This window comes from Neobacillus sp. C211 (assembly GCF_051842875.1).
Classification (GTDB): Bacteria; Bacillota; Bacilli; order Bacillales; family Cytobacillaceae; genus Neobacillus.
Map to the genome: position 1 here is coordinate 1 of NZ_JBPXRO010000044.1, position 13473 is coordinate 13473.

General features: G+C 38.9%; 11 protein-coding genes and 2 riboswitches. Of the genes, 7 read left to right on the forward strand and 4 right to left on the reverse strand.

Features of this window, described 5'->3' with window-relative positions:
* Both ACSU6B_RS26485 and ACSU6B_RS26490 read right to left on the reverse strand, forming a co-directional pair.
* Positions 1 to 776 (reverse strand): YqhG family protein (locus ACSU6B_RS26485; RefSeq protein WP_410889391.1); only part of this gene is annotated, 776 nt, incomplete at its 3' end.
* Positions 754 to 2442 carry a DEAD/DEAH box helicase gene (locus ACSU6B_RS26490; protein ID WP_214998519.1) on the reverse strand — a complete coding sequence of 563 codons (1689 nt, stop codon included), beginning with the start codon at positions 2440 to 2442 and terminating at the stop codon, positions 754 to 756. The genes ACSU6B_RS26490 and ACSU6B_RS26485, both read right to left, overlap by 23 nt.
* 177 nt (positions 2443 to 2619) lie before the next feature.
* Positions 2620 to 2707, forward strand: a riboswitch (glycine riboswitch).
* A 3-nt stretch (positions 2708 to 2710) separates the two neighbouring features.
* Positions 2711 to 2790, forward strand: a riboswitch (glycine riboswitch).
* A gap of 86 nt (positions 2791 to 2876) precedes the next feature.
* Here ACSU6B_RS26490 and gcvT point away from each other — a divergent pair.
* Genes gcvT through gcvPB form a run of 3 tightly spaced genes read left to right on the forward strand, consistent with a single transcriptional unit; the run spans position 2877 to position 6801 of the window.
* On the forward strand, positions 2877 to 3983 hold the full coding sequence (gcvT, locus tag ACSU6B_RS26495; protein ID WP_214998520.1) for a glycine cleavage system aminomethyltransferase GcvT: 1107 nt from the start codon (positions 2877 to 2879) through the stop codon (positions 3981 to 3983).
* 18 nt (positions 3984 to 4001) lie between these two features.
* A complete protein-coding gene (gene gcvPA / locus ACSU6B_RS26500) occupies positions 4002 to 5348 on the forward strand; it encodes an aminomethyl-transferring glycine dehydrogenase subunit GcvPA (RefSeq protein ID WP_214998521.1) in 1347 nt (448 codons plus the stop codon).
* A complete protein-coding gene (gcvPB, locus tag ACSU6B_RS26505; protein WP_214998522.1) occupies positions 5341 to 6801 on the forward strand; it encodes an aminomethyl-transferring glycine dehydrogenase subunit GcvPB in 1461 nt (486 codons plus the stop codon). Before gcvPA ends, gcvPB begins: the two co-directional genes overlap by 8 nt.
* Before the next feature lie 101 nt (positions 6802 to 6902).
* Here gcvPB and ACSU6B_RS26510 read toward each other — a convergent pair whose 3' ends face one another.
* A complete protein-coding gene (locus ACSU6B_RS26510; RefSeq protein ID WP_214998523.1) occupies positions 6903 to 7286 on the reverse strand; it encodes a rhodanese-like domain-containing protein in 384 nt (127 codons plus the stop codon).
* A 193-nt stretch (positions 7287 to 7479) separates the two neighbouring features.
* Between ACSU6B_RS26510 and ACSU6B_RS26515 the strand changes: the two genes are divergently transcribed.
* From ACSU6B_RS26515 to ACSU6B_RS26530, 4 genes are all read left to right on the forward strand, one after another.
* Positions 7480 to 8316: a lipoate--protein ligase family protein gene (locus ACSU6B_RS26515; RefSeq protein ID WP_214998524.1), complete on the forward strand. Its 837-nt coding sequence runs from the start codon at positions 7480 to 7482 to the stop codon at positions 8314 to 8316.
* Between the two features lie 342 nt (positions 8317 to 8658).
* Positions 8659 to 11217 carry a vitamin B12-dependent ribonucleotide reductase gene (locus tag ACSU6B_RS26520; RefSeq protein WP_410889393.1) on the forward strand — a complete coding sequence of 853 codons (2559 nt, stop codon included), beginning with the start codon at positions 8659 to 8661 and terminating at the stop codon, positions 11215 to 11217.
* Between the two features lie 221 nt (positions 11218 to 11438).
* The gene (locus ACSU6B_RS26525) at positions 11439 to 11888 is read left to right on the forward strand and encodes a C40 family peptidase (protein WP_410889395.1); all 450 of its coding nucleotides are present in this window, start codon (positions 11439 to 11441) and stop codon (positions 11886 to 11888) included.
* 245 nt (positions 11889 to 12133) lie between these two features.
* Positions 12134 to 13018: a patatin-like phospholipase family protein gene (locus ACSU6B_RS26530; protein WP_410889397.1), complete on the forward strand. Its 885-nt coding sequence runs from the start codon at positions 12134 to 12136 to the stop codon at positions 13016 to 13018.
* 36 nt (positions 13019 to 13054) lie between these two features.
* On the opposite strand, the gene ACSU6B_RS26535 is transcribed toward ACSU6B_RS26530, so the two are convergent.
* Entirely contained in the window at positions 13055 to 13450 is a 396-nt protein-coding gene (locus ACSU6B_RS26535; protein ID WP_410889399.1) for an SA1362 family protein, read from the reverse strand.
* Positions 13451 to 13473 lie beyond the last annotated feature (23 nt).

Consider the following 13473-nt stretch of genomic DNA (forward strand, 5'->3'; position numbering starts at 1 on the left):
GTGAGATAAAAGAGGCCGCCATTGATGAAGGATATTGAGATTTTTGGTTCGTACTGTTCCTTTAGAGCCATTTTTTCGGTTTCAAAGTTTTCATTTTCATCTTCAACATCTTCGTAAAAATGATTCAAGAGACGTAAATCTTTATCCCAACGTTCTCGCGCATCTATTGCCCATGAGTGGTCATCCTTCTCAATGATGGATGTAAGATAGGTTTCAACTCTCATCATCCCGCTTTGAGGTTTCACTAAAGGGGACAAAGTAAAGGAGTAATCAGGTATTTTTGGTGTTAACGATATTTCAAGCAGCCTGTCATGGAAATCTTCAACCATTTTTCCGTTAATGAGTTGTAAGCCGATTGATTTGAAAATATCCCGCTTACGGTCACATTGATAGGAGATTTTAACATTCATACAAAGCCATGGTAATAAAGGAGTTTGCTTGTTTTGATTCCGATGATTTTCATAAAGTCGGATATAGCTGGCTAAATTTTTCGTCGAAGTAAAAATTTGATGAAGCCGAGGTGAACCAAAATGAATGATTTCCCCCTTTATATTTTCAGGAGCGGCATCTTGGTTCGTAATAAATGTTAACTTCATCGGGTTTGGAATTCCGCCCGTCTTTTCTAAATAGTGCCAGTAAAAAGGCCGATTCATTAATTCCTTATCAAGTTCAACTGTTAACTGAACAGTTAAATAGCCTGGGCTATTCGCCACAATTGCACAATCATTAGCCTGAAAATAGTTCAATAAAAAGTTATGAATTTCCTGCTGCTGCATGGGAATCTCCCTTCTTCATGTCCTGAGCAAATTCAATCATTGATGATAAATTTTCCATTTTAATTCGCATTTCGCCTTCGGAGGAGGATTGTCCAAAAATATCGATTAAATGGTCTTCTATATTTCCAAATTCCAACTTTGTTAATATATCGTCAAGTTCACCAATTACTTTTTCAAATAAATGTATTTTCTCATAAAGAAGCTTCAAAATATGTTCTTCGACAGTATTTTTTATCGCAAAATTATAAATCATGACATCCTTTTCCTGGCCCAGACGATGGATACGACCAATTCGTTGTTCGAGCCTCATTGGATTCCATGGCAAATCAAAGTTAATTATATGATTACAAAATTGAAGGTTAATTCCTTCACCGCCTGCTTCAGTTGCAATAAGGACTTGAGCGTGCTTTTGGAATAATTCTCTCATCCAGTCCTTTTTTCCACGCTTGAAGCCGCCCCGAAAAGGGACAGATGAAATTCCATGTTGTTTTAAATACCATTGGAGGTACATTTGTGTTGCTCGGTATTCTGTAAAAATAATTACTTTATCATTTACTTTTTGAATTAATTCTAGCGCTTTTTCTGCTTTTGAATTCTTCTGGACAGCTTCGACTTTTGTTATTAAATACTGAATTTGTTCTTCGAAAGCTGGGGTTGGATTTTCCTTTTTTTGCAGCATATTTTTTAATGTATAAAAAACTGCTTCTCTACTGCTGCATGCCTCACGCTGTAATGTCATTACAGAGAATGAACTTGCCTGTGCCCAATTCCCCTCATTCTTTAATTCCGTAATTGACTCATAAAGATCTTTCTCCTCTTGAGTGCATTCAATCGGAATGGTTTCCACATGCCTTTTCGTCCACTCAATGCCTGTATCTGCCCGCCGGTTCCGAATCATAACCTTGTTTACTAATTCTTTTAAATGCTCATCATCATTTAATGAACGTGCATCTCGTTTGTATTTTTCAAAGAATGTCGTTTCGCTGCCTAAATGTCCTGGTTTTAATAATGAAACCAGATTAAAAATTTCCTCGATACGGTTTTGAATGGGCGTTGCCGTCAATAGTAAACAAAATTTCTTTTTCAGATTTTGGACAAATTCGTAATTTTTTGTTTTGTTATTTTTAAGTTTATGGGCTTCATCAATGATAATAAGGTCATAGTCCTGCTTGAAAATGATGTCTCGATGAGGATTTCGTTTGGCCGTATCAATTGACGAAACGACAACATCACACTGTTCCCATACATAGCTTTTCCTTTGTGAAATGGCTGGAATGAAAAATTTGCTATTCAACTCCATCGACCATTGAGTAACTAGTGATGCAGGGACAAGAATCAATACCTTTTTCACCAATCCACGAATCATATATTCTTTTAGAATGAGCCCGGCCTCAATCGTTTTTCCGAGTCCTACTTCATCGGCAAGGATGGCTTTCCCATTCATGTTTTCAATTACTTGTTTTGCTGTTTCAAGCTGGTGAGGAAGTGGGGTTAGATTGGGTAAATGGCTAGGTGCTAATAAACCCATGAAATCTGGAATGACGAGATGTTTTTCAACTCCAATTGCTAGTTTAAAAAGTTCCCAATTCCCCCATGGACCATCGTTTTCAATTCTATGTAAAAAATCATCCTTCCAGGAGGAATCAAATTCAATTTCGATCGACATGGTTCCAACTCCTTTTTGTTCAATTTCCAGCTCTTTGCTTTTCTAATAAAGTTATTGCTCAATGTATTATTTTAATGGTAGGATGATAATAGCTTTGAATGTTTTAAATATTTTAATAAGGTAATTTATTTTATAAGTATAATTAGTATGACCAGTTTAGATAATATTATAATGCGAATGATAACAAGGGGAGAGACTACTTATGTAGCGCCGAAGGAGCAAGCAGAAATGTGAATCTCTCAGGCAAAAGAACTCTTGTAGGACGCAGCTCTGGAGAGCGCTGCTAGCTTTAAGCAGCCACCAAAGGGGAAAGCCTTTTTAGGTAAACTTTCAGGTGCAAGGACAGAGACCTTCTTACGTTTCATAGGAGGTCTCTGTCCTTTTTTATATTATCTAATGAATAATTTTGCGCCAAAGATTGAAGGGGGATTAAGATGTCTGAATTAAAACGAACTCCACTTTTTGATGTGTATAAAGAATGGGGTGGAAAAACTATTGATTTTGGAGGCTGGGCACTGCCGGTCCAATTCTCTAGCATTAAAGAAGAGCATGAAGCTGTTCGCTCTAGTGCAGGATTATTTGATGTTTCCCATATGGGTGAAGTAGAAGTAAAAGGCACTAATAGCTTAGCATTTTTACAAAAAATGATGACTAATGACATTTCAAAAGTAAAGAATGGAGGTGCCCAGTACACCGCCATGTGTTATGAAAATGGCGGTACTGTTGATGACCTGCTTGTATATAAGATTGAAGACAATCATTACCTTTTAGTAGTAAACGCATCAAATATTGAAAAAGATTACAAATGGCTTGAAGACCATTTATCTGGTGATGTCTCTTTAGAAAATTTATCGGAAAAAACAGCACAGCTGGCTATTCAGGGACCACTTGCGGAAAAAGTATTGCAAAAGCTTGCGGGAGATAATGATTTAAGCCAAATTGGCTTTTTCAAATTCCAACAAGATGTAATCCTAAATGGGAAAAAGGCACTTGTATCAAGAACTGGTTATACTGGTGAAGATGGCTTTGAAGTATATTGCGATGCAGAAGATGTTGTTGACCTTTGGAGAGACATTTTAACTGCAGGTAAAGAAGATGGAGTAATCCCCTGTGGATTAGGTTCACGCGACACACTTCGCTTTGAAGCAGTTTTAGCGCTTTATGGTCAAGAACTATCTCCAGAAATTTCACCACTTGAAGCTGGAATTGGCTTCGCTGTGAAATTAAACAAAGAAGATGACTTTATCGGGAAACAAGCGTTGATCCAACAAAAAGAAAAGGGCTTAACAAGAAAATTGGTTGGAATTGAAATGATTGATCGTGGGATTCCACGTCATGGCTACCCTGTTTATAAAGGTGATCAGTTAATTGGTGAGGTTACAACTGGAACGCAATCACCCACGTTAAAGAGAAATATTGGTCTTGCCCTAATCAATGCAGAATTTGCGGGTCTTGAATCCGAAGTTGAGGTTGAAATTCGCGGCAAACGTTTAAAAGCTACTGTAGTTCCAACACCTTTTTATAAAAAAGAAAAGAAATAAGAGAAGGGAGTTAGGTTTATGAAACATCGCTATTTACCTATGACTGAACAAGATAAGAAGACTATGCTTGAGGCAATTGGTGTTTCCTCTATTGATGAACTGTTTAGCGATATCCCTGAGAAAGTAAGATTTAAGGGTGAGTACAATATAAAAGCGGCAAAGTCTGAAACGGACTTAATGAAAGAACTTTTTAAGATGGCTAGTCGGAACGCTGACCTGAAAAGAAACGTATCTTTTATAGGTGCAGGTGTTTATGACCATTACATGCCTGTAATTGTCGACCATGTTATTTCTAGATCAGAATTTTACACAGCTTATACACCTTATCAGCCAGAAATTTCACAAGGTGAACTTCAAGCTATCTTTGAATTCCAAACAATGATTTGTGAGTTAACTGGAATGGATGTTGCCAACTCATCAATGTATGATGGCGGAACTGCACTTGCTGAAGCAGCGATGCTTAGTGCAGGCCATACCAAACGAAAAACAATAGTTGTATCCAGTGCTGTACATCCAGAATCACGTGATGTTCTTAAAACTTATGCAAAGGGTCAGTACCTTAATGTGATTGAAGTACCAGTCAAAGATGGTGTAACAGATCTAGACGCATTAAAAGGACTTGTTAATGAAGATGTTGCAGCCGTTATCGTCCAATATCCAAACTTCTTTGGGCGAGTCGAGCCGTTAAAAGAGCTTGAGGAAATCATTCATGCAAATAAGTCCATGTTTGTTGTTTCAAGTAACCCACTGTCCCTTGGGGTATTAACACCTCCAGGTAAATTTGGTGCCGACATCGTTATTGGTGATGCGCAGCCGTTTGGGATCCCAACTGCCTTTGGCGGACCGCACTGCGGATATTTTGCTGTCACTACTAAGTTAATGCGGAAAGTTCCAGGCCGTCTTGTTGGACAGACAACGGATGACCAAGGGCGCCGTGGTTTTGTCTTAACACTGCAAGCACGTGAACAGCATATCCGACGTGATAAGGCTACATCAAATATTTGCTCCAATCAGGCATTAAATGCCCTCGCTGCATCTGTAGCGATGACCGCACTTGGTAAAAAGGGTGTCAGGGAAATGGCTGCGGCCAACTTGCAAAAAGCTCATTATGCGAAAAATGCTTTCAAGGAAGCTGGCTTTGAAGTTGGTTATGATGGCCATTCCTTCAATGAATTCGTTGTGAAATTAACTAAGCCTGTAAAAGAAATCAATCAAAACCTTTTACAAAAAGGAATAATCGGGGGCTATGATCTAGGGCGTGATTATTCAGAACTGGCTAACCATATGCTGATTGCTGTAACAGAACAAAGATCGAAGGAAGAAATTGATACTCTAGTGAAAGAATTGGGGGATTTCCATGCATAATCAAGACCAGGCACTCATTTTTGAACTTAGCACACCAGGACGCATCGGCTACAGCCTGCCGGAAATGGATGTACCGGAACTAGATCTCAGCGGTCTCCTTCCTGATGGTTACCTTCGTACAGAAGAGCCTGAACTTCCTGAAGTTTCGGAGCTTGATATTATGCGCCACTACACTGCCCTTTCGAGGAGAAATCATGGCGTCGATTCAGGATTCTATCCACTAGGCTCGTGTACGATGAAATATAATCCGAAAATCAACGAAAATGTAGCGCGTTTTAACGGATTTGCACATGTACATCCGCTGCAAGATGAAAGCTCTGTTCAAGGTGCTCTTGAACTTTTATACGATTTGCAGGAGCATTTAATCGAAATAACAGGTATGGATGAAGTGACCTTGCAACCTGCGGCAGGGGCTCATGGGGAATGGACAGGTTTAATGATGATCCGTGCTTATCATGAGGCTAACGGTGATATGAACCGTACAAAAGTAATCGTCCCTGATTCTGCTCATGGTACGAACCCAGCTTCCGCTACGATTGCTGGTCTAGAAACAATTACCGTTAAATCAAATGAACATGGTCTTGTCGACCTTGAAGATTTAAGAAGGGTTGTTGGTGAAGATACTGCTGCATTAATGTTAACCAACCCGAATACGCTTGGACTATTTGAAGAAAACATTCTTGAATTGGCTGAAATTGTCCATGAAGCCGGTGGTAAGCTTTATTATGATGGAGCAAACTTAAATGCAGTTCTTTCAAAAGCAAGACCTGGAGATATGGGATTTGATGTTGTTCACTTAAATCTTCATAAAACATTCACTGGCCCACATGGCGGCGGTGGCCCTGGTTCCGGTCCTGTCGGGGTGAAGGCAGACCTTATCCCGTTCTTACCGAAACCGATTATCACAAAGCAAGGCGAAGAATATGTCCTTGATTATGACCGCCCGCAATCAATTGGCCGTGTGAAGCCATATTACGGAAACTTCGGTATCAATGTTCGTGCTTACACATACATTCGCTCGATGGGACCAGATGGCTTAAAAGCGGTAACAGAGTACGCTGTATTAAATGCGAACTACATGATGAGAAGGCTTGCTGAATATTATGATCTACCATTTGATAGACATTGTAAGCATGAATTTGTACTCAGTGGAAGACGTCAGAAAAAATTAGGCGTTCGTACATTGGATATTGCGAAACGTCTGCTTGATTTTGGCTACCACCCACCAACCATTTACTTCCCATTAAATGTGGAAGAGTGTATTATGATCGAACCGACAGAGACCGAATCAAAAGAGACACTGGATTCGTTCATCGATATTATGATCCAAATTGCTAAAGAAGTGGAAGAAAATCCAGAAATCGTTCAAGAAGCACCACATACAACAGTGGTCGGCCGGATGGACGAAACAAAAGCAGCCCGTAAACCAATTTTGAAATACCAAGAAGCTTAATAAAAGGAAAGGTCAGATTCGAAAAATAATCTGACCTTTTATCTTGTGTAGCAGTTTTTGAAATTTAAAAAGGCTCCGAATCCGGAACCTTTAATGATATCTTATTTCTTAGTTTTTACTTTACCTGACCATTTTTTGAACCCGCCTTGTAGCTGAGTAAGGTCTCGATAGCCTTTTCGGTGTAAGAATTGGGCTGCACGTGCACTGCGCATTCCACTCTGGCAATACAAATATACTGGCATATCAGAACGGATTTCTTTCATACGCATTTTCATTTGCGACATTGGGATATTACGTGCTCCTAAAATATGGCCGCCTTCGAATTCGTTTGCTTCACGAACATCTATTAGTTGTGCCTTTCTGTACCCCGCACGGAAATCTTCTTCTGTTACCGTTTTAACAATTCTTTTCTGATAGAAAAATGTAAAAACGGAATAAATGATAACTGCTACAATGATGATTAATAATGGATAAAGTGAACTCAATTTCTTTTTGCCCCTTTCAAGCTTTCCTGCACTAGTATTTATTATATAAGTCAATCCGATAAAGATAAAGATGAATGCAAAAAAATCTTTTGATATTGCCTAAATAATTATAGCAGAAACATCTTATTTTGAATCTATATCAGATTTTGGTAGACTTAATTACGATATAATTATAAAAAAATGAGGTTTTAGAATGAAAAAAGAAGTTTGGCGTTTTATTGATACTGGAAATAGTTCACCATCTTTTAATATGGCTTTAGATGAAGCGTTACTTGATTGGCATAGTGAAGGGAAATTTCCTCCAGTGATTCGTTTCTATGGCTGGGATCCGGCAACGCTATCAGTAGGATATTTTCAAAAGGTAGAGAAAGAAATTGATATGGAAGCAGTTAAGGCTCACCAATTAGGTTTCGTAAGAAGACCTACAGGAGGACGTGGCGTTCTGCACGAGCATGAACTTACCTATAGTGTCATCGTTTCTGAAGAACATCCAGAAATGCCTAATTCTGTTACAGAGGCATACCGAGTAATTTCTGAAGGAATTTTAAAAGGTTTTCACCATTTAGGACTTGAGGCATATTTTGCTGTCCCAAAAACAGCAGAAGAACGGGATGCATTGAAAAACCCTCGCTCTGCAGTATGCTTTGATGCTCCAAGCTGGTATGAGCTTGTGGTGGAAGGCAGGAAGGTTGCCGGCAGTGCACAAACGAGACAAAAGGGTGTAATTCTACAGCACGGCTCCATTCTGTTAGATTTAGATGAAGATAAGCTATTTAGTTTATTTAAATATCCAAGTGAGAGAGTTAAGGAACGTATGAGAAAAGCATTTAAGGATAAAGCGGTTGCTATCAACAACATTAGTCCAAGAAGGATTTCACTTGAGGAAGCAAAGGAAGCTTTTTATAAAGGCTTTGCTGAGGGTCTAAATATTGAGCTTGAAACTTATCAATTAACCGAGGAAGAACTAGCTTATGTTGAAAAGATTGCAAAAGATCGATATGAAAGTGATGAATGGAATTATAAAAGATAATTAGATACGGCGAATTCGCCGTCTTTTTTTGTTGCCATAACGATTAATGTAAAGAAGCAAACTGCGAAATTTGTTGAATTTTCCTGTTTTCTGACGAAAATCTATTAAAAGCTATTGATTACTTTTAATTCTATTATTTTTTAAGTTTGACAAAATAATTATAGTTTGCTCGACATACAATATATAGTGGTGTCGAAAATATTTTCGGTACTATATATTGATATTTAGTTGATTTATTCAGGTGGGCTATGATAACCTAAAAATACAAACCAACTAGATATAGCGTAAACCTGCTAGATTTAGGACAATAGGTGGATTTTTATTTAAGAAGGAGTTGTTCTAATGTCTGTAGTTTTTAGACAAACAATGAATATTGATTTTGAAAGGTTGAATGAGGATATTCAATTATTCCCCCAGGTGCATCCAGTTACCCCAGATATGAAAATAACTCACAAGGGTGTTTCTCGTTTGGTCATGTTGGACCGCTATACCTTTAAAGATACTGCAAAAATTACTCTTACAAACGGCGACTTTGTTGTTTTAACTATTAAAGAAGATCCGAAATTTCCAGCTCGTGGTCTTGGTTACATTATGGAAATAGACTGGGAAAAGAAAAAAGCGAAAGTTTTAGTCGATGAGGAATTCAGGGGAGTACTCGATGATCCTGAGGAAGCTAGTACGGGTGTGATAGTCAGATCCTTAGATGTAATTGAGAAGCCTTTAGAGCTCTTCTATGAGCAAATTGCGAAGCGTAATGCTACTGGTCTTGCTTCTGTTGAAAAGACGGAAGAGAAGCGAAGAGAATGGACTGAGAGGTTTTATCAAGAACTTGTTAACATGAACTTCATTCCTGCAGGACGCGTTCTTTACGGAGCTGGGGCAGATACTGATGTAACATACTTTAATTGCTATGTAATGCCGTTTGTTCCTGACTCTCGTGAAGGTATCTCTGATCATCGTAAGCAGGTAATGGAGATTATGAGCCGAGGCGGCGGTGTTGGAACAAATGGCTCGACGCTGAGACCGAGAAATACACTGGCTAGAGGCGTAAATGGTAAATCATCTGGATCGGTTTCATGGCTGGATGATATTGCGAAATTGACTCATTTGGTTGAGCAAGGCGGATCAAGACGCGGAGCTCAGATGATCATGTTGGCCGACTGGCATCCAGACATTATTGAATTTATTATTTCTAAGATGCAAAATCCTAGAATTTTACGATTCTTGATTGAAAATACAAATGATGAAACGATTAAAAAACTTGCTAAAGACAAGCTAAAGTTCACCCCTCTTACTTTAAGGGAAACTGCAATGTTCCAGGGAATTGTAAATTATAAAAACATTCCTGGGTTCGGTGGATTTGATGAAAACATCATCGCAGATGCAGAAGAGAAATTATTAACTGGCGGTAATTACACTGTCCACAATTCAGAATTCCTTACAGGTGCGAACATCTCTGTCTGTTTAACAAAGGAATTTATGGATGCTGTAGAAACCGATAGTGACTATGAACTCCGCTTCCCGTACGTTGAACAATATGATCAAGAGGAAATGGAGATTTACAACCAAGAATGGCATAAAGTTGGTGACGTTCGCGAGTGGGAAAAACAAGGGCATAAAGTACGAGTGTACAAAAGGTTCAAAGCAAAAGAACTTTGGAACCTAATCAATATTTGCGCGACCTACTCAGCTGAACCGGGAATATTTTTTATCGATAACGCAAACGACATGACGAATGCAAAAGCATATGGACAACAAGTTGTTGCAACAAATCCGTGTGGAGAGCAGCCTCTCGCACCATTTTCCGTCTGTAATCTTGCAGCTGTCAATCTCGCTGAGATGGCTGATAAGGACACAAAAACTGTTGATTTTGAAAAGCTTAAGAAAACAGTAGCTGTGGGCGTACGGATGCAGGATAATGTCATCAACGCAACCCCGTACTTCCTGGAAGAAAATAAAAAACAGGCGCTTGGTGAACGACGTGTAGGGCTTGGAGTCATGGGCTTACATGACATGCTGATATATTGTGAAACGAAGTATGGATCACCAGAAGGAAACGAACTCGTTGATCAAGTATTTGAAATAATTGCAACTACTGCATACAGAACATCAATTGAATTGGCAAAAGAGAAGGGAAGTTTCCCATTCTTAACTGGTGAAACAACATCAGAAACCAATCGATTAAGACAGGCCTTCATAAATACAGGGTTTATGAAAAAAATGCCTGAAGATGTCCGCCAATCTATTTTAGAAAACGGAATTAGAAATTCCCATTTACTAACTGTGGCACCTACTGGATCCACAGGAACCATGGTTGGAGTTTCCACCGGACTTGAGCCTTATTTCTCATTCTCTTATTTCCGTAGCGGACGCCTCGGTAAATTTATCGAAGTAAAAGCGGATATTGTGAAAGAATACTTGGATCAGCACCCAGAAGCAGATGAAAACAATCTTCCGCACTGGTTTGTTACATCAATGGAGCTTTCAACTGAAGCCCATGCGGATGTTCAATGTGTCATCCAGCGCTGGATAGATAGTTCTATCAGTAAAACCGTCAACGCACCAAAAGGTTATAGTGTAGAGCAGGTCGAAAAAGTTTATCAGCGTTTGTACCGCGGCGGGGCAAAAGGTGGAACTGTTTATGTTGATGGTTCCCGTGATTCTCAGGTACTTACACTAAAAGCTGAAGAAAACACCAATGAACAATTATCAATTTTTAATGAAAAACCGAAGCAGCATGTTGTCCTTGTTGATACAATCAGTGAACTCCGCTCAACAAGTGTAACGATCGGCTCTGAAGTCGGTAACACTTGCCCAGTCTGCCGGACTGGAAAAGTAAAAGAAATGGGTGGTTGTAATACCTGTGCAAACTGCGGCGCTCAATTAAAATGTGGTTTATAATACGTATTTTTAGAGGGGGAGAAAATCCCCCTTTTTTTGTGTTATCAAAGTCAATATCCGTCCCTGAAAGTTACATTATACTGCATCATATATAGCATATTTTGCTAATTGAAGTAGAACGAAGTCGGAATTTGTAATATAACTGTAATCTACCTGTTACGACCATGTTACTCTTTTTTTGTATATTATGAGTAACGAAGCACACAAGGGGATTAAACAATATGTTGAAAAAAATCATTGCAACCATGGCTATGACAATTATTCTAAGTTCATTGTTTACCGCTATGGGTGATAAAGCGGAAGCTGCCTATTACCATACAAAAGCAATCTCAGTAGCAAAATCAAATCTTGGCGTTCCATATAGATGGGGTGGATTAACACCTAAAGGTTTCGACTGCTCTGGTTTGGTTAAGTATTCTTACGGTAAGGCTGGAAAAGTATTGCCACGGACGGCAGCTGATATGTACTACAAGCAAGGATATCGTGTTAGTTCTTTACAAACAGGAGACTTGATGTTCTTTGCACCGAATAAGGCAAGCAGACCTACTCACGTTGCGATTTACATTGGTGGCGGAAAAATGATTCAGGCTGCATCTTCAAAAGGAGTTTCAATCGCTTATACAAGCAATAGTTATTGGAAACCAAGATACATTGGAGCAAAACGATTATAGTGAAAAGTTAGGCGGTTTCAATATAGTTTAGTGACCAAGAACATCGAGCAAGGGCGATGTTCTTTTTTATTTTTGGCTATGTTAATGCCCATCGTTGATTTTGCCACTATGTTGATTGGAGCGGAAATCAACCGACAAGGTTAACAGAACCATATTTATTATAAATTTCTTCTTGTCCTTGGTACTATTTATTAAAATTACCGCTTAAAGATGTAAAAACGAGTACATCTTTGGGAGTGGCTGCCATGTATATAGACGGCGTTTTTTCTGGAGGAGGAATAAAAGGGTTTGCACTTATTGGAGCCTGCGAAGCAATAGAAAGTAAAGGTTTGCGATTTGTCAGAGTGGCGGGAACGAGTGCAGGATCGATCGTTGCAGCATTAATTGCCGCTGGCTACACAAGTAAAGAAATCTTCCAATTGGTCGACGAGTTAGATCTCTCAAAAATAATGGATGCCCGCAAATCAATTATCCCTTTCCCTTTTGCAAAATGGCTGTTTGTCTATTGGAAGCTAGGACTTTATAAAGGCAATGAACTTGAAAAATGGATTTGTAAGAAACTTGAAGCCAAAGGGTTAAGAACATTCGCTGATTTGCCCCCGAAGGCACTTCGAGTAATTGCATCAGACCTATCAAATGGGCAAATGATTGTTTTACCTGATGACTTACAAAGATACGGCATTTCACCTGGTTCATTTCCAATCGCAAAAGCGATTAGAATCAGCTGCAGTATCCCATATTTCTTTGAACCTGTTAAAATGCGTACAATGGATGGAATGAACATTTTAGTTGATGGCGGGGTCCTAAGCAATTTTCCTATGTGGCTTTTTGATAAGGAAAATGCACAAAAGGTAAGACCTGTCCTCGGTATTAAATTAAGCCCAAGTGAATATGAAACTGAAAAACATAAAATAAAAAATGCGATTCAACTATTTGGAGCCCTATTTGAGACGATGAAGGATGCACACGATTCTAGGTACATTTCTAAAAAACATGTAAAGAACATTATCTTTATACCGACTGAGGGTGTGTTATCAACAGAATTTCATTTAACAGAGGAAAAGAAACATGAGTTGTTCGATCTAGGAAAAGAGAGAGCAAAACAATTTTTGAAGACATGGGGTTATTAATAGGGATTAGACTAGGGTAAAAAGAAAATCGAGCGCCTATAGAGACGCTCGATTTTTCTTTTTACCCTTTTTACCGTCGATAACAGTTAAGTGAGCAGGAGATTTCTTTTTTGTCTTGTTGCTCTTCTTTAATGATGCTAGAGTCCCAAGAGAGGAGGTTTTTACAGCCCCGTCTCCACCCTTTTGCAGTAATCGTTTTTTTGATTTTTTGGCGGCTTTTAGAAATGCACGCTGCTCTTTTTTCTGAGGGTTTGATTTGGAAAACTTCCGTACTAGGAAATAAACGGCTAAAACAATCAATGCGATGACAACTATTCTCTGAATGAAACCGGCCGGATTAGCTGTAAATGAACCAACAAGGCCAAGTAAAGCAAGAATGATAAGTCCCCCAACAACAACATTAACAAATGTCCGATTTTTCAAGAAAGCCACCTCCCTAAGAGCATCTTAAGCAT